This window comes from Paenibacillus sp. MER 99-2 (assembly GCF_023714095.1).
GTDB lineage: Bacteria > Bacillota > Bacilli > Paenibacillales > Paenibacillaceae > Paenibacillus.
Genome location: NZ_JAMAUZ010000015.1, coordinates 1 through 21165 on the forward strand (window position 1 = coordinate 1; position 21165 = coordinate 21165).

A 21165-nucleotide genomic window follows, 5' to 3' on the forward strand; every position below is an offset into this window, starting at 1 on the left:
AATTTTACCGTTTGTTTCTTAAATTCTTCATTGTATCGTTGCCGCTGTTCTCCCATGTGGACACACCTCCGTTAGCCTTATTATCCTTCTGTCCGTTAACGGGTGTCCACTTTTTATTCTAGTTCCAGTATAGATAGCAATCAGCACGTTTATCTTCCACTAGTTAAATTAGAATTGAATTCGACCTTAAATCTACTTAAATATCACTTAATACTTTCTTCGGTTTCAACGTCTCTTCAATCTCCTTCGCCAAGGAGCGAATCACATCTTCTATTAATTCAGAGCTATCGACTTCAGAAGCCACATCCCCTATAGCATCCGTAATTCTCTGATAGAAATCCGCTTCACCCGTTAGCCGATACCAGAATTCGTCCCCAATAATGACCGGGTACTCAGCATCAATAACTTTGTAGTGATTACTTAGATCCTCACGAGTACCGTAGAAAACACCTACGATCAAATCCTCCGTACCCACATTCAATTTATTGGTTCGAGCAAGGTTCTTAACGGCTTTGAAATGACCTTTGATCGTCTCAATATCATCTTTATTGATCGTATTGGGTCCGGCTTTGATCTGGCAGTATTTCTTCCGTCCATCCACTTTATCTATGAATTCAATATCAATACCCGATGTAGTCGAGGCGAACCCTTCCAACACTTCACTACAGAACTTCTGAAGCCGATCTCCAAAAATAGTATTAATGGATGTCCCCAACACACGAGGATATACTAAGGCTCTAGCGATACTCACCGGGTCATCCTTCCCTGTTAGAAAGCTTGCTTTATACTTATCTAGAAAAGGATTCAGATTGAATTCTTTTAATCTCCGAAGTTTCTCCGTATTCTTTTGATGACTAGGTACAATCTCTGCTTTGAAAAAGTCCTTCGCCTTCGTTATTATCTCCCTCAACGTGTCATCGTGTAGTTTCAGTTCACTCATCTGCTAGATTGCCTCCCTGATATCCGAAGTTCATATAGCATCATCCTACCATTTCCTTCCGTATCGGTCACTATGCATCTTATGCGTTACTCACTCCACCCACATTAAGATCTACGATGATATCTGTCTGATTGCCTTTGTGAACTAACTCCTGGTACAGTCCTCCAGCCGCCAGAAGCTGCTCATGACTGCCACGATCCACAATTCTTCCCTGATCTAATACGATGATTTCGTCTGCATTCTGGATTGTCGATAACCGGTGAGCAATGATGATTGTCGTTCGCCCGACCATTAATCTCTCCAACGCTCCCTGCACTAAGCTTTCCGACTTCCGATCTAGAGCAGCCGTTGCTTCATCTAATAGAAGAATTGGAGCATTCCGGAGAAGTGCTCTGGCGATAGCAATTCTCTGCTTTTGTCCCCCTGATAAAAAAGTTCCCCCTTCACCGATGTCTGTCTCGAATCCGTCTGGCAGTTCCAATATAAAATCAAGCGCATTGGCATCCTGTGCCGCAGACCTAATCTCGTCCTCCGTGGCATTCAGATTGCCATTTGCGATATTCTCACGAACCGTGCCACTGTATAGGATGTTATCCTGAGGAACAAGAGCAAAGTAACTTCGCAATTCCTCCAGTTTCATTGACTGCGTATCCGTATGATTGATTCGAATCTGACCTTCATTTTGCTGGAATAGCCCTAACAACAATTTAAAGATCGTCGACTTTCCTCCGCCACTAGATCCTACAATTGCAGTCACTTGCCCTGGCCGTACAGCGAATGAAATCTGATGTAATACGGGATGACTCGGGTTATAGGCAAATGTGAGATGATCTACCTCCAAATACGCAGGTTGCTGATTAATCGTCTGCTCAGGCAACTCTGTATACTCATGCTTCTGATCCATTAATTTGAAAATACGATCCGCCGCCCCAAGGGCTTGTTGTAGATCTCCCCAGAGTGAAGCCATGCCTGTAAATGGCCAAGTCAGGTGATTCAGGAGCTGGATAAATGCGATTAATCCGCCAATCGTCATTGAGCCATTCGAGACAAAGAGAGCCCCCATAACGAATGTGATAATAAAAGAAAAATGTCCTACCGCGATGGCTGTAGCGGACAGCGAAGCATGAATGCGCCCGCCTTCAACCTCCAAGCGACTGATGTCCTCACTGCTCTTATGGAATCTGCCGAACAATTTTTTCTCTAAGCCGAAGGTTTTGAATACAATACTTGATCCAAAAATTTCCTGCAGAAGAGATGTCATTTTCCCGACACCGGTCTGGAGTTCCTGTGAATTTCTCCTGAGGGATTTTCCATATAATGCACCGATTAGTACGGTCATGGGACCGATAATTACACAGATTAAGGCTAGTTGCCACTGGATCGTTAACAGATAGACAAAAGCTAAGATGGCAAGTAACGGACTGCGAACGAGATCAATAATCGTATCTGTGCATGCACGGCCAATCGCTTGGTTATCACTGGTCATGCGGCTCAGCAGCTCACCTGAATGATTCTCGTTATAGTGTGATTCAGGCAAACGAAGTAATTTTTTCAATGTGTCGAGACGAATACGGTTACGGATCTTGGAGGATACTCTGGTCTTGAAGTATGTATCGACATAGCTGTTAATCACATTAAGCAGAAGAATAATGACACCAGTTAAGGCAAGGGACTTCCATAAAACCTGACCATCGGCGACGGCTGCATTCGTTACTTGGTTCAGATACCAAGCCATCCCCAGATCCAGCCCTATACCCAGAATCATCGTGAAAAATAGGATAACGTAGCTACTCTTATACTGTAGGGAATAACGCATTAAACGCCAAAACGTGTGTTTCGGTTTCATATGATCCACCTTTCTCATTTTGGATTATAACTAGTCGAGAATCCGTATAGAATCCATTTGGAATCCATAGGGAGTCTCATTGGAGTATATATTATTATACAATTCCAAATATTTCAATACGTATTATTTCACCCGTCCTTGACAACATAGCTGAATTGAATGAATATGAAGAGGACGATGACTTATTTAATACACATAAGATGTACATGTACACATAACAAAGAGAGCCACCAAATATTTGGGAATACAGCGTTCTCTTAATGGAGATGATAGAATGGCAGACTTAGAGAAAGTCAGCATTAACCTCGGGCCTGTTGATTTGGGGCAGATCGACCTTCTGGTAGATCAAGGGTATTATACGAACCGTACCGATCTGATTCGCATAGCAATTCGTAACCAATTGGATAGTCATGCAGCTGATCTGAAGCAGTTCAGAGAAGAGTATTATTATGTGATGGGAATTATGGATTTTGATCGCGAACGGTTGGAAGATGTTTTGCGGAATGGAGCCAAGCTTAGTATCAAAGTCATTGGTGGATTAATTGTTTCGAAGGATGTATCGCTAGAATTAGCCCAAGCTGCATTTGGTAAAGTGAAGATTTACGGAATCATCCGCGCTCCCGAGAACATCAAGAAATTTTTGCGTCAGTTGCATGAGGAAGGTAAGGCATAATAGCAAAAAAAGAGCCGTTAACGCACCAGCTATCATCTAGCGAGTGGTTAACGGCTTATTGGCTTTACAACTTCTTATTTCCCCTCAAAGTACTGAACAATCTCATCAGGGGTCGTTGCTTTCAGTACGATTTCATTTTTCTCAAATACAAGTATGACTGGATAGGTGCTGAGATCAAATATTTTGGCATAATCAAATTTCTGCTCCACACTAACATCATAGAAGTTAATATGTTGAATCGGTTTATCCGCCCTTACGCTTGTATTAATATCTTGTATTTTCTTCAGCAAACCCTCGACAAATTCACGATCAGAATCTTGGTTAGAGAACACGATTACCGAGACATCATTCGTTTGACCGTTTACCAAATAATCGATGGCCTTCTCTTTATCATTCTGACCACAACCGGAGATTAGAAGCATTAACGCTACAGCAAGTACGAACCATTTTTTCATATTACATATCCTCTCTTGGAAAGCAATGAAACTCCCGAATTATCAACTTATTAACTGGGGGCACATCGATTCTTTCTCTTCCTCTTTGTCTTGTCCATTCTCAACATATTGAAGAATTTCCTTTGGTTCATGGAAGTGATTCAGAAGCTCATCCCCCATCTTCCCCCTTCAACAGATGAAATATCCATTTCCACATTATAATATATGTTACAATTATACTATTATGGAATAAATCACTTTACAGGAGAAGCTCGGAGACTAATCGCTGCCTCCACCCGAATCACTACCTCCGCTGTCATTCCCTGAGCTATACGAGCTATCGTTATCATATGAAGATGTATAGGTACCACTGCTGCTTGCACCACTCGTTTTGTGATAGTTAGCTTTTCTATTTCTTTTTTGGGTACCATGTTCGAATAAACCAACCTTATAGTTCAGACGTTCGTATGGATATTCGGCAGCCAACAATGGACGATATTCGCCCCGGAGAGATAGAACCAGCAGGAGCAAAGGCGTTGCCGATATGTTCTTAGATACCGCCGCCCTAGGTGTTTTCTTCTGCTCCTTCTGCAGCATCTGTCTAATCTCCGGTTCGAATTGATTCTGGAGCTGAGTCCAATCCGTTTTTCGGCTACAACGTGAGCCAATTCGTAGTACAAGAGCGGTCTGCAACACTCGTTCCAGCGACCCCGCTGCTTCTCCGAGCCGTTCCGTAGGTATTCCTTTTTTATACTTCCTACGCCAGCGGTGCAGTGATCTTGACCATTCATGAGCCATAGGTGCAATCTCTCGTCCTGGGAGAAACAAGCGAACGAATAACATGATTATGATTGCGGTCAGCACATCGGATCGAAATGCAAATTCAACGCCCTCCATCAATACAGTCGTCATGAATAAACTAAATACCGCAAGCTGGAACACCCAACGTACATACACACGCCTCCAACTCAACAGCCATAACAGCAATGCTAGGCTTAATCCAATAATATCAGCTATACCTAATCCATCTATCTGACCTAAAGCTACAACGAGTATAAAGAGAACCGGGTAAAGAATTCCTACCAATAATCGGAGTAATACTGGCGTTCGAACGATGCCTTCCCATCCTCTTGATTCACGAATCTGTGCCACCCATCGCCCTAGCCTTTTGTTGTCCAGCTTCTCTCTTTCACGGTAATAATACAAGTTCTCGGCACTTTTACTTTCCTCTGAGCTGGGACCAGCTAACGTATCTAGACGGAACTTCTGTGCTCCAAAACCATGTTCTCCAATAAACCATTGGATTAATTCACCTTCGTCTGGCATAATCTGACCGATCTGCTTCGTCTTCTGAAATTCCAACGTCACATTAGGCGCATATTGATCATCTTGATATCGTCCTTTGGTTGGTATAACGCGGAGAGATAATATCCCTGAACGGGTAAGAGCAAATAATGAAGCAAGGGTGTCTCGTAGGCGCATTTTACCTTTGTTGAACACATAAACAAGAAAAAGTGGCTCAGCCTGTTCAATCTCTTCATCGGTATAACTGCCCTTGGACATTCGATTTCGAATGGAGAGCAGTATTTGCAATACCAACACCGCTAGAATCACCCATACGAGCTGAGTTCCAATACGTTGAATCCAACCTTCTTCAAATATTCTTTCCACCGCATATCCCTCCTCCTAGCCTCCATACCAATGAATACTCTGGTGAATGCGACTCTCTAAAGCTCAATCATTGCTGACTTCAAATTCTTATAAAATTGCTGGGCATCTGCATAATCTGGTAACCCAGCCACTTGCCCATCCCCAAGCTCAAGAATGATCCATGAACCATCCGTAAGTTTGGCGAAATCCATCGTAAAGAAACGACTTTGAATCGTGCTCGCTATGCCCATGAACGAATCTAATTGAGCGACAAAGTCCTGATCCTCTCCTTCATCCCAATAGTTCGACACGTACAGCGACTTGCCATCTAGGACAAAGACTCGCATCTCTTGGGACAAAGGCATGCCACTCTGCGGATGATTCGATAGGAATGCCAGCTGGGCGTATTCTCTGAATACCAGCCCTTCATTTAAGTCAGAGCCTTGTCGTTCAAGGAAGGTCTGAACCACTTTTTGCACGTGTGCCTGATCGGATGCATCTGGGATATAACACGCTTCATGCCATTCATGCTTTCTCGATTTCACATAATCCTTGACCATAATAGGTGCTGTGCCAAACGTCTGGACTGTGTCCCTAAGCCAATCTGCCGACTTGTGCATCTCAGACTGATGAATCCACACGGAACGTGGGGTGTATTGCTTAATCAGATCATAGGAATCAGGCAGATAATGACCATGCTGATATTGCTCAGGTGTATTAATGAGATAGAGATTGATTGAAATAAGCGCATTGTACAGCGTCTCATATTCACTTGGCTTCATCATCCATCCACGGTATATCGTCAGGGTTGGCTCTATCGCGGCAGCTAGATTCTTAATTGCCCGCTTCGGCTTGCCATCCACGAGCAGTGACTCCAAGTGAATTAGACCCACATCCAGACCTAGCTGCTTCGCATATGTATACTCTTCCTCATAACTCTCATCCACTTTCCGCTCATCCAGCGGAGAACTGCAATATATTATTTTCACCTTAGTTTATCTCCTTTCAAACATGTAACACCAATATATTCCTATTAGTTTAACATATTATCTTTTCAGAGCTGCACGTATAACTTAATACCTCTAACTAACGTTATAACTTTATTACTGAAAAAATTTAAAAGAATTGAGGCGTTATCATGCGCGCAAACCTTAGCCTAAGAACGTTGGCAACTGCTACATTAATTACATCTATTGTACTCGCCGCATTTACAGATGGATCACAGGTTCTAGCGGCTGACTTGCCCCATACAACACCAACAGCTACATATGACGCCAAAACAGGCTCGACTTTTAATCAGAGCACCAACCCACTTCACTATACAGCCATCGAAGGAGCTAACCATTATACAGTTGCCTTACGAAGTGATGGATCAGTATGGACATGGGGCCGCAATCTTTTTGGAGAGTTGGGTGTTAGTGAGAACATTCGCTATCGCCATACGTACAGCCCTATTCGCATACCGAAGCTGGACAATGTAATCGCTATTTCAGCTTCTGGCAGTGGTAATAACGCGGCTGTGCAAGCGGATGGAACCGTTTGGGAGTGGGGTGGTGGCAGAATGCCTACTCAAGTGAAAGGTATCACCAACGCGAAGGAAGTTATTACAGATGCGTATTCATCGGCCGCTCTGCTCCGTAATGGAACTGTATGGACTTGGAAAAGTCCGGTTTATGGTTCAAATGTAGAACTTACACGGAAACCTCAAGTCATCAGCAGTTTAACCAACATAATTCAAATTGCAGCTTGGGGTCAGGATCTGTATGCCGTGAAAAAAGATGGTTCGGTGTGGAAGTGGACTGAGTCCAACCAACCAGGTACATCACCGTCTGTACCCACGAAAGTGAAACAACTATCCCAGATCACCTCTGTTACACCTACAGAAACCTCTCTTCTTGCTCTCGATAAGAACGGCAAGGTCTGGCGTCTAGATGATACAGGTAAAAAAACGAGTTATTATCATGAACTGGATGTTAAGAAGATTGATGCTAATTCAGGATATATACTGTTACTGACTATAGACGGATCTGTATACACCTATGGACGAACTGTAACGGGAAAAGAGGGCAAGGTGAATCAACTCTCCAATATTACAGATGTTGCAGCAGGTTACTCTCACAGTCTGGCGCTTTCCACTGAGGGAAGCGTATGGGGATGGGGTGCCGATAAATATCAGGAGGCCGGCGCACCTGCCACTTCATCAGGTGGAATGGTATACAAACCTGTACAAACTCCATTAGGAACAGATGTATACCTTAACGGAGAACGCTTCGAATCCATTTATGGTGCTGTTGTTACTTCCCAGACTGTACAGCTTCCTGTCAAAGAAATAGCAACGGCGATTGGAGCGAGGTTTGATGTACGCAAAACACAAGGAACGATTGATTCCTATATATTGAACTATAAAGGTCGAACGATCATACTTTATCCTAATATGACGCTAGCAAAGTTAACGTATGACGAAGTTACGGCAGTGAAACAAAAAGAAATTTCACTACCCGAACCGATAAATAATTATACTGGTGCAACGACGGTACCTTATGAAGCATTTGAAGCTTTAGGCTTGCAGGTGTCATGGGAAGCCACCAGAGGCATGATGACCATTGAAGATACAGAGAACACAAATACTAACGAACAATAATCTATCAACAATAAAAGATAACAACACTACCGCTACTACGAAAAGTACATTTAATACGATAGAATTCAGCATCTATATGGTGAAGTTTTCAAACGATACATCATCAAATTAATACTAGTTCTCCAATGATACAGCCCAGCAACAGATCGACCCAGCATCATGATCGATACTGGGTCAACTGTTGATCATATTCTCTAATCATTTAATCCTTTACCTTCAAGGATTGGCTTCACATACTTTTCAACCCTGGAGGCTCTCGTCTTCGATTGTTTAGCGTCCGAGAAATAAAAGAGGTATGCTCTTTGTCTCCCAGGTGTCAGAGCTTCAAATGCCGTTTTCAGTTCAGGCATTTTATCGAACTTTTGTGAAAGCTCCTCTGGAATGGCATACTCTGCCGTTTGCTTCATTTCAACCTTCTGTCCGGATTTTTCAATCTCAACCGCCTCATGGATATATGCTTTTATGAGGTGTTCCATCTCATCTATTTGCTTAACATTCGTAAATCGAATTTGGCGTGCTGCCTGTACATTATTTGTCTGTTGAATCAGAATCCCATCCGTATCCTTCAATAGCGCTCCCTTATGAAACAAAAGCGCACAGTATTCTTTGAAGCCATGGATGATCACCACGTTTTTGTTCTGGGCCGTGTAGCATGGATGCATCCACTTATAATCCTCGGTCAACCCACAGTCCAAAATAATCTCCCGGAGTCTCACCGATTCTTCCTTCCACGTCTTGGCTTTGCTTAAATACTCATCAACCTTCGGATTAAGTCTGCTGTCGGTCATCAGGACTACCCCTCTTCATCTTCATAAGGTACGTTTTCCTTACTTTATCATGAGTTCAAAAAAACACAAAGAATCCCCTTCAAGCGAGCGTCCTATACTTAAAGGAAGCCATTTAAAGGGGATTACTCTACTGCTCTACTTTAGAAGGATTTTTAATCCTCCTTTTTTTCTAGGAAATCAATAATGTCTTGAGGCTCGCTCGATTCCATGATGACCTTGTTGTGCTGAAAAACAAGAATTCGAGGGTAACTCTTAAGTTCGAAAATCTTCTCGTAATTGTAATTCTGGTCATCATTGACGTTAACCAAAGTCACATTTGTTACCGGGTTCTCTTGTCTAACGTTGTTATTCAGTTCATCCAGACCTGCCTGCAGTTCTCTAACGTACTCTTCTTCCCAGTCACGTTCTCCAAACATAACGACAGATATTTCATTCTCGCTGTGTTGTGTACGTAGCAGATGCTCGGTAGCCCGTTCCACGTTGTTTTTACCGCAACCCGCGATAAATATTACAAGCAACAATGAAAATAAAGTCTTCTTCATCACTCAAAACGGAACCAGCCAAAGTCAAACTGACTGCCTGGCAGGAAGATAAAGGTCACCTTTTGCACACCTGTCACCTGTTCAAGCTCAAACACCCGTTCCTCATACCCCTCTGACTGTGTGAACTCGACAAGCTGATTGATCTGCCCATCCGAGCCTGAGAAACGAATATGAATCGTGTTTTTGTCGATAGGCGAATGACCGCAGATCACAAGTTTGGACGTGCCGGCTACCGTAAAGTCCATATGATCGAACTCTAACGAGACATTGTTTCCGATTCCCTCAACCGATTCATCTTGAATCGTAAACGTATCTCCATACAGCTGGTCACACGATGCAGCGGCATTCTGCTCAAAGGCTCGGCTTTGGCGTTCAAAGGTAAAGCCCTTGATGTGAATTTTCTGCTTCAGTACAAAACAAATCGATGTAATTCCACGCAGCCGTTTGGATAACGTATACGTGTCTTCCTGGTACACATTCCATCTGGATTCCTTCTGATATACCACGTCGGCAATCAATGTGCTTCCCTCTTCACCAGGCATACCTTCCCAGATCTGCAACGGGTATTCCTCGTTAGATAGAGCAAAGATCGGAATTGTAATGGTATCCGAGCCATATGCACCGAAGTCGATATTGCGGAAGCCCACATGCGTCTCCCCATCTCGGCTCGTCGCTACACCACGTTCGTTTCCATTGCCCACGTCGCCCTTCGAATAATCATAGAGCCCACCGGAGATAAAAGCGTATGGATCGTGATATGCCGTTCCTAGCCCCGTGGCGGTGAATTCAAGCTGGGAGATCAGTTTAATTTTGTCCGTGCCGTTCTTACTTGTAGCCCGAAGGCGGAATGCACCATCTCCCAGCGCAGTGACCTTCACTTGACCTGCTTCATCCGAATTCTCAACCGAGTCCGAATCGAGCAACTCTACTTTTGAAATGTTCGATTCAATGCCTGCATCATTCACCACAGACCATTCGATATCTCGGTACGATGTATTCTCCGGGTATAACTTCGCTTGCACCACCATTGCTGGCGTTGAAGGGTCTAATAACTGTCCTGCTGGGCTAATCATCTCAATTTTGCGCAAAGGAATCTCGTCTGCTTTTCCGGTATGGATAGCCTGATCCTCATTGCGCTGGAAAACAGCGTGTACTTTCGTATCCTGAGCATTTATTTCTTGTACATTGATCTCCGAAACAGCAGTCTCTGAAACATTGGTTTCTGAAGCAGCGACACTTTCAGCCACATGAACAGCTTGGAACTCAGCAGATGCCCCTACTAGCCCTTCCGACGACACCTCGATCTTCACAGTTCCGGATTCATGGGTTGCGCCGATAATCGCCATTAACTTGCCACTGAACAACCTACGGCTAGTTCCCTTGTACGGATCATAATCCGTACTATCCCCGTTATCCAGCCCTAACAGACGTCCTGCCCCCGTCACGCGCACCTGTACACGATTGTTGGCATTTTGCACCGGGTTGCCATCTTCATCTTCCACATTGATCTCGACAAAAATAAGATCCTTCCCATTCGCAGTTAATTGCTCACGGTCTGCATGAAGACGAACAGCCTGTGCATCTTTGTAAGATCGCTGAACATCGGTTGCAATTACATTACCCACTTCATCGTACGCAATCGCCTTCAGCTCTCCAGCGACATAAGGAACTTTCCACCAGCCAACAAGCTGTTTTCCATGAGCATGGTCAATGTTATACGTGCCGATCGTATCACCATTCAGCTGCAGTTCAATCTTTGGCGCGTTACTGCACACGCGTACATCAATGACCTGACCAGGGCTGAAATCCCAGTAAGGGAAGAGGTGCACCATTGGAGCCTTCTTGTAATCCGTCCAAGCGGATTGGTAGATATAATAGGAATCTTTCGGGAATGTTGCCGTATCAATCTGTCCAAAATAAGAGTTCTTCGTATGATACGGTGTTGGCTCACCGATATAATCGAATCCTGTCCACAGGAACTGTCCCAGCGAATAGGGGGTATCCCGTTCTGCCAAAATACACGCCTCTGCCGACTTCGCTCCCCAGCTTGTTGTACTGTTTCCCAGCGCGGAGCACTGCTCATCATCATCAGCCAGAATGGATTGCTCGAATGGGAAATGATAGATTCCCCGGCTCTGCACCACAGATGCCGTCTCACTGCCATAGATAATCCAGTCCGGATGTTCCTCATGGTGCTTATCATAATATTTTTCCGCGTAATTATATCCCGCAAGCTTCACGATATCCGCACATTTCTGTGCATTTTCCCAAGGCATATAGTTCGAACCAATCGTAACACGCGCATTGTGCTTTGGATCGAATTCCAGCACATAATCCATCAGCATCCGGGTAACTTCCTGTCCCCGCTCATCTGCATGTGTATCATAGATTTCATTACCAATGCTCCACATCATCAAGCTTGGATGGTTGCGGTCACGCATAACCCAGCTCTTCACATCGGTATGCGCCCACTCCGGGAAGAATCTCGCATAATCGTAAGGTGTCTTGGCACGCTCCCACATGTCAAAAGCTTCTGAAACAACCAGCATACCCATCTCATCGGCAAGCTCCATGAACTCCTTGGCAGGCATATTATGAGCGGTTCGAATAGCATTAACGCCCATGCCCTGCAACAACTCAAATCTTCTACGCAGAGCAACCAGGTTGAATGCTGCACCCAAAGCTCCCAGATCATGGTGTTCACAGACACCGTTCATTTTGATTTTGACCCTATTCAGGAAGAAGCCATCCTGCGGATCAAACCTAACTTCCCGGAAACCAACATTCTGGGTGAAACTCTCTATCGTTTTATAACCTTCGCTCCCCTGATACTGTACCTGCGCCTGAGCATTCTGATTTTCTGTTGGAGTCTCAGTCTCAGTTTCAGCTTGAGTCCGGGCGTGATCCTCGTTGTGCTCCACTGACGCCACCTGTAAATCAGTCACCAATTGATAGAGATGCGGTTCCTCCGTGCCCCACAGATTCGGGTTCTCTACTACAAATTGCTGGCGATTTGTGATCATTCTAGCATTACTAGAATGACTATCGTTGCTAGCGTTGGCAATATGTCCAACCTCAGCTTGCTGAGTATCCAGCGTCACAGCTGCCGTTGTGGTTGCTACAACCTTGCCCTCATAGAGCAAAGTGTGCACAAGCTGAGCGTCCCGATCAATAACGACATCTGTATCCACCTCAACTTGCCAGCCATCGGACTGCTTCTGCATGGATACATAGGTACCATTGGTGACGATATGATTGTGATCCCTCGTTTTCAGCCATACATTACGATAGATCCCCGCACCGGAGTACCATCTGCTGTTAGGACTTTGATGCACCACCTTGACGATGATTTCATTATCCCCCTCGACCAAGGCCGCTGTGATCTCGTGTTCAAACGCAGAATACCCATACTTCCATTCCCCTACCAACTGCCCATTCACATACACGGATGAATCCATATACACCCCGTCAAAACACAACAGTCTATGCTTATCATCCTTCGTAATCTGGAACGACTTGCGATACCAGCCAATACTATCCTCATACAGATCCAATGTGTTATAAATTAACCAATCATGCGGAAGCTCCACAGGTTCGAACGTTAATCCCCCAGGCTCCGTAACATCTAGTCCACTTTTGGCGAATGCCCATCCATCATTAAAGAGTTTTCTCGAATTCATCGCTCTCTCACATCCTGTCCCAATATGATTGCGTTTACAAAAAGAATTGTGCTACACCGATAACCTTTTCGATCATCGTTACATAAACCCTTCTACTCTACCCGATTATACCATCTGATCCATCTAGTGACTGCACAGGATTGAATATAAAACCAACAATTTATACAACACCTGCATAACCGCAAAAAAAGGCAACCCGGCATAGCCAGATCACCCCAACACCCTTACCTCATCCAATGTAAAAAGGATTATGCCCCGCGCCTTTGCCCGATGGCATTGCCCCAGGCACCCCATCCGCTTCTAACAGCGGACGGACAACTAACTTCGCGGGCCATTCCCGCCTTTGGAATATCAGGCGGAATAGCTCAGCCCGGTCAGCCTCAGGAAGCTGCACGCGGTGCAACGCTTCCTTCCACACCTGCTCCGTAATGTCCCATAACTTCGCTTCAGGCAGATCGTAGACTGCAACGAGTGCCTCAATAATGGCAGCCAGGTTAACCTGTGTGCCTAGAGATTGCACATAAAAGATAAGCTTCTCAAGCGTCTCATTATACAGACTATTGGAGTATCCAGGTCTAATCCAATACGCCGGATCAGCGATACCATGCTTGTCCGAGTAAGGCTGATGCAATCGCACAGAATCATGGTCGCGGAACAACAGCCCCTTCACCTGCTGATTACGCAAGACCACACAGCAGTTCTGTCCATGAATTTCAGGGACAACCCCTACCTTGAAGAGCCGCATGACCACATCATAAAATAACGCAGCCAGCTTGGTGTAAAAGGTAATCACATCATCCTTAGATAGTTCCTCACCTAACAGCTCGGACAGCAGGTGTCGACCATCCAATGGCACCCCCAGGGCAGCCATCGGGATGACTTTCACCCCTTCCTGTAGAAGCTCTGGCGGATATATCCGTATCTGAGCCGCAAGATGGCGAGGATGATCATCGAATAAGCCCATCGTTTCGGGCATGTAGCCCCACCAATTCTGTTCTTCGCATAAGAACACTTTCCCGGCAAGGGAATCATCACAAGCGACCGCCTGCCGTAGCATCCGTTCTCCAGCCAAACCATTCAATAGCTTAACGACTGGAAGATAACGTGCCGCGCCAAGAGACAACACGCTGACAGGAAGCTTCAACATATAAGTTGACGCTGTCACAGAAGACATCGAGCGAAGAGAAGATGTCGCCTGAACCTCACCCGCTTCTACATCAAGCACAAGGATCGTACGATCCTTGAACTCCGCTGCATAACGCGGGAGAATGATATTCTCCAATTGCCACGGATGAACCGGCATAGGTATATAGGTTTTCAGATCTATTCCATTACGCTGGAATGCTTCTTCCACCATCTTTCGCTGATGCTCGTCCAATATATCCAGTGTAGAAAGACCGTTGTTATCTTCACAACCTTGTTGCACGACATCCTTACGCACTGCAACCCAGCGCAGAGGTATCTTCTCTCCGAATTCTGCTGCATAACGACGCACATCCTTTTCCGTGAAACCAATCTTTGCTTTGGATGTTGGATGAAAAGGCCGATCTCGTAATGCGGCAATTCGTTCTCCCTTAATGAACCACTCGTAGGCATTGGATGGCTTCACGTTATGCAACTGATCCACTTGTTCTAGCCCCAAGGCCAACTGCTCGGTCGCCGCCTCGATGCTATCCACAAATTCGGCTACGCCCGGATGAGCATAAGCTTCGTAAGAAAGCGCGAGCCGCAGCACAGCATGTCCAACGGCTACCGGTGTAGAGAGCATAATCCATTCACCTTCAGTATTTTGGGTATATACCGGGGAGCCCTGCACCCACTGTTTGCCCTGCCTAATACTGGACTGAACCATAAACACAATTCCTTCCAGATGAACTAGAAACTTAGGACCTTGACCAGCTTTTATGCTTCTAGCATCCTCCTTCTGTAATCCAGCATGAGACGACCTATTTCCCTCTTCTCGAAGTGACTGTTCATCGCTAAACGTCTGTTCTTCTTCCAACGTCTGCTGTCCTTCCAATGCCCCTTCTTCTGCAAACGTACGCTGGTTTCCCAATCCCAATGTGCGTTCTTGTCTACCCACCGTTTGATCCTTCTGCCAACCTACCCGCTGCCCGTACTGATACGGTTCCATCATTCGGCGGATTTTCTCTGGGGCAGCAGACAATTCAATCAAGGTATTTCCGGGAAGCGGCAGTAGTCCCTCTGCCAGAAATGCATTGATCAGATCCTCCATGATCTGGTGTTCAGCAGCTTGCAGACTGGAAAGCTTCATCACTGTTGACATGGTTGTTTCCCTCCGTCAAATAATGGAATGCCGGGTGCGGATGCCCCAGAAAATCATGGTGCGAGATCGTCCAGCAGTATGCTCCAGATTTCTCAAAAACAACGATATCCCCGACGCGGAGCAGCTTAACCTCTGCATTCGAATGCATCCGATCTTTCGGTGTACACAGCTCGCCTACAATATGTACCTCACTATGCTTCACTTCTGGTCTTGCGTATGAATGCGCCCAGCGCTCATTAGCCATAATCTGAAAAGGATGGTTATGCCCCCAAGAGGCAGGCAACCGATTATGGTGTGTTCCCCCTCTAATCACAGCAAACTGTTCTCCATGGGAAACTTTGATGTCCGTAACCTCTGTTGCATAATAACCATGATCTGCTACGAGAATTCGCCCTGGCTCGAAATACAACTGGACGCTGTCAAGTCGTTTTCTCGCCTCACTCTGTTTCAACAGAGACGTGAATAACGGCCAGTCAAACCCCGGGTTACCGTCATACGTCACACCGAATCCACCGCCTGCATTAACGACCTCAACCTGTATACCGTAAGCGTCCTGCCATGCCTTGACTTTGTTTAAATACAGATCAATCATCTCGGCATGTAATCGCGCATCGGTATTGTTCGATAACGAGTGAAAGTGAAACCCGCGCAGGTGTACGGCTCCTGCACCTTCCTCACGTATGATCAGTATCGCTTGTTCAACCCACTCCTCATCTAATCCAAACGGGCTTGGCCCACCGCCCATCACAATCTTGGTTCGTGGCAGTGTGCTGCTTCTCAGATTGATTCGCAGCAGAATACTGGCGACTCGCTTCTTCCTTCTAGCGATGGCAATCAGTCTTCGCAGCTCTAGCAAACTTTCCACATGCAACAAGGTGACCTGATGTTCCAGCGCTTGTTCTAACTCAGCTTCTTTTTTGCCGGGTCCGCCAAAGAGAATAGGAACCTGGGCACTAATACGCCTTACCTTGAGCAATTCGCCAATCGAGGCAACCTCAAATCCCTTAACCCATGGCAGAAGCGCTTCAATGATTCTTGGATCAGGGTTCGCTTTGATCGCGTAGAACAAGGAGGTATGTTGCGGTATGTACTGTAACATCTGGCTCACCTGTTCTTGGATTCCTGCAAGGTCGTAGAGATATGCACATACAGGCTCTTTACTGTCCTCTTGGATCTGGCGAATCATAGTTTCTACCTTGGATATCATACCTGGCCACCTACATTCCCATAGTCATTCCGTTTCCGTACATATGCACGAAAAGCCGTATTCCGGTCATCCCCTAACACAAAAATATGTACCCCTCGCTCTGTCCATAACGTCATATCCTTGATACCTCTCGTTACAGTTGCATACGGGACATTATACTGCTGCGCTTGTTCATGTAAGACCGTCAGTGCAGACTGGACATCTGCATGATCCGTCTGCCAAGGTACACCGAGAGATTGCGATAGATCTGCTGCTCCTTCCAACACAAAACTGACCTGTGGATGAGACAAAATGTTATCGCTCTGCTGAATGCCCTGCACACTCTCAATCATCGGAATCACCATGATCTGCTCATTCGCCTGTCCAATGTACTCGGTAAGTGGATATTTACCGAATACACCAGCACGTCCACTATTCAGACTGCGCATCCCCAGTGGATGATAGTAGGTGTGATGAACCGCTTCTTCCACCTGCTCCCGCCCTTCCACATGAGGAATCACAATGCCTTGTGCCCCGCAGTCCAGCACTTTCAAAATCTCTGCCCGCTCTACCTTCGAGATGCGTACGAGCGGTGTCATGCCACATAGATCAGCAGCCCGAATCATCTCTTCCAAAGATTCCATATTCGTGGTTGCATGCTCCAGATCAATGATGACAAAATCATATTCTGCATGTCCGATCATCTCGATGATGACCGGATGTGGAATCGATACAAACAAGCCGAATACAGGGCGCCCTCGCGATATTTTTTCCTTCAGCGTATTCGTTCTCATGCTAGTGTATCCTTCGCCCGCTTCAACGGATTGCTGACTTTACGGAAATACAGTTCCCCATCACCGTAGAGACGTCGCTTTGTCATCTCTTCGATTAATGCATCCTCGCCAAATAGGTCAAACCACGCGAATCGCTCGCTATATTCCGGATGCTTTTGCTGATAGTACACAATGATACTCGCACTCAGTTGCCAGAATGCTTCCTCGGATAATCCGAAGGGCTCCAGCGCCAGAGCAATATCGGTCATACAGATGAAGAAGAATGCATCATAGGTATAATCACGAACCTCGGATACATCATCAGCATAAATGAACGAGTACCGATTGAACTTCCGATGGGTCTCTGGTACAGGATGCAGCTCTGGTGCACGTTCTGGATGAAGCAATTTATCTGGTACATAACGAACCCCATCATGCAGATCCTTGACGATAATTCGTTTCGGCAGGTCATTCTCCAGAACCAAAATAATATTCTGAGCATGTGACTCCAGTGCAATGCCATGGGCATACAACAAATGAATGATCGGCAGTGTGATCGTGCGAACAAGTGCCTCGCTCCACTTTGCAATACCATGACGTTCAATTGCAGCCTGAATGAAAGGCGTACCGTTTGGTTGCACCAGCATCAATGCATTGAGTGGCCAAGCCGACTCACCTGGCTGCAGATGAGTGATAACATTCTCCCGCCAGATTGCACCGAAAGTTCCGTACGCACGGCGATATTGGATGACAGATAGTTGCTCATATCTGAAGGACAACCCCATGATCTCTTTCAGTATGGCAAACTGCTCCTGCTGCAACAGCTCATCCTCCTGAATGAGTTGTTCCAACCAATCGCTGATCAGCGGGGCATTCTGGGTGGTATGCTGAGCCAAAATACGTGTGCTTGATGTATTCGTAATACTAAGTGCTAGTTTGATATAAGGAGCACTAGAATTAACCCGATTGGAGAGAGAACGGATCGACTGCTGGGCGCGATATGAAGATGATGATGCCCCGAGGAAAATGATGTCCCTCTCCATTAACTGAACAGCGAATACCGACTGCAATTGGTGCTCCCATTGCCAAGGATGAACCGGGATGTACACATAAGGGTTACCGTGAGCATCAACGTAGGTAACGCCAACTCCATCACTGTTATTGCCACTACCATTACCATCGCCACTGTCACCGCCACTACTGCTACTGCTACTGCTATTATCACTGTCGCCACTACTACTATTGGTATTGCCACTATTACTGCTACTGTCAGTGATACCATCCTCAGCCACATTCATATCGCCAAGCTCTAGGGCAGTTTCTCCCTGCAAAATACGGTCAAACCGATGTACATCCGCCTTTGTTAAATGCTGTTCTATAAGGCTATCTAACGTGCAGCCTCTGGAGAGAGCCGTCTGCACCAACGACTGCTTCACCGCGAGCCAATAGAGCGGTACATCCCTGTTGAATTCGGGGCCATAGGCCAGGTTGTCTTTTAGCGTGAATCCTAACCTCGACTTATAGCTCGGATGATAGAGATGACCGTCGGTCATATGGCTTTCGAGTGCATCATAATGATGATCCGCGATCGGAATTGACTCTGCCAATACTGTTCGGCACTGACTATCCTTCGATAGCGTCTCCAGCAACTCTTGAATGAAGGAATCCACATGAGCTCCTGCAAGTTTGTTCAATATCATTTCTTCCAGAAATCGATTCAGGTCGGTAATAGGCACGCCTTCTCTTTGGATCGATCCCTTAACTACCTTCACTCGGCCGAATGAGTACTTCTGCTGTGCTTCACAGGTATATTGAACAGGCTGTCCTTGTCCATCGATTCCAGTAGTTCCCCACTTCTTGCCCTGCTTCCTACAATCAATAATGTCCTCGAACCATAACGCCTCCATTGCCTGACGCATAATGCGTTCCTGCACATCCTTGTGAACTCCCGTCTTATCTTTAATTTCAGTCTCGAATCGTATGGCTCCCACCTACTTCTTCACTCCTATTCGGTTCAATACACGGTTCATGACATTCTGGACAGGCACATAATTCGGTGTTTGACTGATTCCTCGAAGACAGCTCACCAGATTCTGCTTCGCCATAAATGCATCCGCTTCGATCAAATGCTGAACATAGGCATTCCCTGTACGCTTCAATTCTTCCTCAAGCACTTCACGCACCATCTTCCAGAAATGCTCTTCCTGTACACCCACATCCCTGGCAAGTGCATGTATAAGTGAACCCAGATGATTGACGATAAAATAGTAAGATGTCCTTGCCCACGCCTTATCCCGCGGATAAAAAAGCAGCTCAGAACGATCAAGTTCAGCTGAATTCACATGCTCAATATCTACGCTAACCCCTTCGAGATCACGCACAATAAAGGCAACAGGCCAACCTTCTTGTAAGGTCACCAGCGTATTTTGTAAATGGGCTTCAAAATGAATACCTCGCTCCCCACCTGCACGCACCAGTGGCAACAGAGATAATTGCAAGTAACGGGATAACCATTGCTCTGCCTCTACCCGTCCGCCGCCGAGCATACGCATCAACCGCGATGGCATACCTGGCAATGGTGCTTCTACTAGGCTGGACACAACGAACGTACACGTAGGGTCGAATTCAATCGGGCGATAGGCTACCGTAAACAAACTGGTCAACCCTTCGTCCGCGAAGTGACATGTCGTTACCCCCGTTTCATATGCGATGTGCGTATGCTCGTCCTGTTCAAAACAATCATGTTGGTCCAAATAACGTGAAGCATCCAGCGTTCTCCGCATCTGCTCCGCACTATTCGTACGAATCATATTCGTAATCTGCATATGTAGCGACAGCTTGATATTACAATTCATATCAGGCACATATACGGTGCGTACTGAAGATGTTGGATAGGCAAGTGGGCCGAAGCTGCCAAGCAGTACGATTTTCCGTTCCCGGATGTAAGATTGTACCTCGGCAATGCCCAAGATGTGTTTATATTGCCAAGGGTGAACGGGCAGTACGCCATATAGCTCAGATGAACTCTCCACGACTTGTGCCAGCTGTTGCCCAACACTGTCATGCCATTCGATCTGATGATGGTCGTCCACCCATTCTTCACGATACACATCCTTCCTCACGGCAATGTAACAAAGCGGGAAGGCATTACGTAGCTCCGGGCTATATCTGAGCACATCCTGTTCAGTGAACCCACGTGAATTTTTGGGAAACGGGTGAAACGGATGTCCATACAGTAGAGACTGTTCCGATGTACAGTAATCATGCATTTCGAAGGCGCCAGCCTTTTGAATGAACAGCGTCAAGTTTGCGAGGCTATTGTCTACCTTTTCGGCAAAATCACGGACGAGATCATCATGAACTTCCTCTTCCTCTTCCTCTTCCTCTTCCTGCGAGATTACCCCTTCACTTCCCTCAGTACTCAGCTCACGGATAATCCAGCGAACCAGATCCTGCACATACACCGTCTGTCCACTGAGATTTTGTATGGTATCGTACTCATGCTCACCTATTGCTGAGTAATACGATAAACGTCCATTAACGATGACATCACTCACCCGAAACGACACTCGGAACATCTTCGTCGTAGCATTAATCTGTATATCATCTTGCATCTTGTATGCAAGCTCACGAATGTACGTGTTGAGAAGCAGCTTGCACGAGTGCATATTCGCCTGCTGCTTCGCCTCAGACTGGAGCTTGTTTTCCATCTCGAACAATGAGGC

Annotated in this window: 15 protein-coding genes; 2 read left to right on the plus strand and 13 right to left on the minus strand. The window is 45.9% G+C overall.

Annotation, left to right across the window (positions count from 1 at the left end; genetic code table 11):
- Positions 1-196: 196 nt before the first annotated feature.
- Both M3636_RS28185 and M3636_RS28190 read right to left on the minus strand, forming a co-directional pair.
- A complete protein-coding gene (locus tag M3636_RS28185; RefSeq protein ID WP_251384657.1) occupies positions 197-940 on the minus strand; it encodes a PmeII family type II restriction endonuclease in 744 nt (247 codons plus the stop codon).
- A 79-nt stretch (positions 941-1019) separates the two neighbouring features.
- Entirely contained in the window at positions 1020-2786 is a 1767-nt protein-coding gene (locus M3636_RS28190) for an ABC transporter ATP-binding protein (protein ID WP_251384658.1), read from the minus strand.
- Between the two features lie 274 nt (positions 2787-3060).
- On the opposite strand from M3636_RS28190, the gene M3636_RS28195 reads away from it, so the two are divergent.
- On the plus strand, positions 3061-3459 hold the full coding sequence (locus M3636_RS28195; RefSeq protein ID WP_128100465.1) for a CopG family transcriptional regulator: 399 nt from the start codon (positions 3061-3063) through the stop codon (positions 3457-3459).
- 74 nt (positions 3460-3533) lie between these two features.
- On the opposite strand, the gene M3636_RS28200 is transcribed toward M3636_RS28195, so the two are convergent.
- The 3 genes from M3636_RS28200 to M3636_RS28210 form a co-directional block, all read right to left on the minus strand.
- Complete coding sequence (locus M3636_RS28200) at positions 3534-3914, minus strand: hypothetical protein (RefSeq protein ID WP_251384659.1); 381 nt, start codon at positions 3912-3914, stop codon at positions 3534-3536.
- 258 nt (positions 3915-4172) lie between these two features.
- A complete protein-coding gene (locus tag M3636_RS28205) occupies positions 4173-5564 on the minus strand; it encodes a hypothetical protein (protein WP_251384660.1) in 1392 nt (463 codons plus the stop codon).
- Positions 5565-5620: 56 nt separating this feature from the next.
- Positions 5621-6532: an ATP-grasp domain-containing protein gene (locus M3636_RS28210; protein ID WP_128100462.1), complete on the minus strand. Its 912-nt coding sequence runs from the start codon at positions 6530-6532 to the stop codon at positions 5621-5623.
- Between the two features lie 149 nt (positions 6533-6681).
- Between M3636_RS28210 and M3636_RS28215 the strand changes: the two genes are divergently transcribed.
- The gene (locus M3636_RS28215; RefSeq protein WP_251384661.1) at positions 6682-8184 is read left to right on the plus strand and encodes a stalk domain-containing protein; all 1503 of its coding nucleotides are present in this window, start codon (positions 6682-6684) and stop codon (positions 8182-8184) included.
- A 194-nt stretch (positions 8185-8378) separates the two neighbouring features.
- On the opposite strand, the gene M3636_RS28220 is transcribed toward M3636_RS28215, so the two are convergent.
- From M3636_RS28220 to M3636_RS28255, 8 genes are all read right to left on the minus strand, one after another.
- Positions 8379-8972, minus strand: coding sequence for a YdeI/OmpD-associated family protein (locus tag M3636_RS28220; protein ID WP_251384662.1), 594 nt, complete (start codon positions 8970-8972; stop codon positions 8379-8381).
- A 152-nt stretch (positions 8973-9124) separates the two neighbouring features.
- Positions 9125-9493, minus strand: coding sequence for a hypothetical protein (locus M3636_RS28225; RefSeq protein WP_251384663.1), 369 nt, complete (start codon positions 9491-9493; stop codon positions 9125-9127).
- A gap of 20 nt (positions 9494-9513) precedes the next feature.
- Positions 9514-13194, minus strand: a complete 3681-nt coding sequence (locus tag M3636_RS28230; RefSeq protein WP_251384664.1) for a glycoside hydrolase family 2 TIM barrel-domain containing protein — start codon at positions 13192-13194, stop codon at positions 9514-9516.
- Positions 13195-13423: 229 nt separating this feature from the next.
- Positions 13424-15481: an IucA/IucC family protein gene (locus tag M3636_RS28235; protein ID WP_251384665.1), complete on the minus strand. Its 2058-nt coding sequence runs from the start codon at positions 15479-15481 to the stop codon at positions 13424-13426.
- Positions 15441-16688 (minus strand): type III PLP-dependent enzyme, encoded by a 1248-nt coding sequence (locus M3636_RS28240; RefSeq protein ID WP_251384666.1) that lies wholly within the window; start codon positions 16686-16688, stop codon positions 15441-15443. Before M3636_RS28240 ends, M3636_RS28235 begins: the two co-directional genes overlap by 41 nt.
- On the minus strand, positions 16685-17461 hold the full coding sequence (locus M3636_RS28245; protein WP_251384667.1) for an HpcH/HpaI aldolase family protein: 777 nt from the start codon (positions 17459-17461) through the stop codon (positions 16685-16687). Before M3636_RS28245 ends, M3636_RS28240 begins: the two co-directional genes overlap by 4 nt.
- On the minus strand, positions 17458-19359 hold the full coding sequence (locus tag M3636_RS28250) for an IucA/IucC family protein (protein WP_483311551.1): 1902 nt from the start codon (positions 19357-19359) through the stop codon (positions 17458-17460). Before M3636_RS28250 ends, M3636_RS28245 begins: the two co-directional genes overlap by 4 nt.
- A 72-nt stretch (positions 19360-19431) precedes the next feature.
- Complete coding sequence (locus M3636_RS28255; RefSeq protein WP_251384690.1) at positions 19432-21150, minus strand: IucA/IucC family protein; 1719 nt, start codon at positions 21148-21150, stop codon at positions 19432-19434.
- Between the last annotated feature and the right edge of the window lie 15 nt (positions 21151-21165).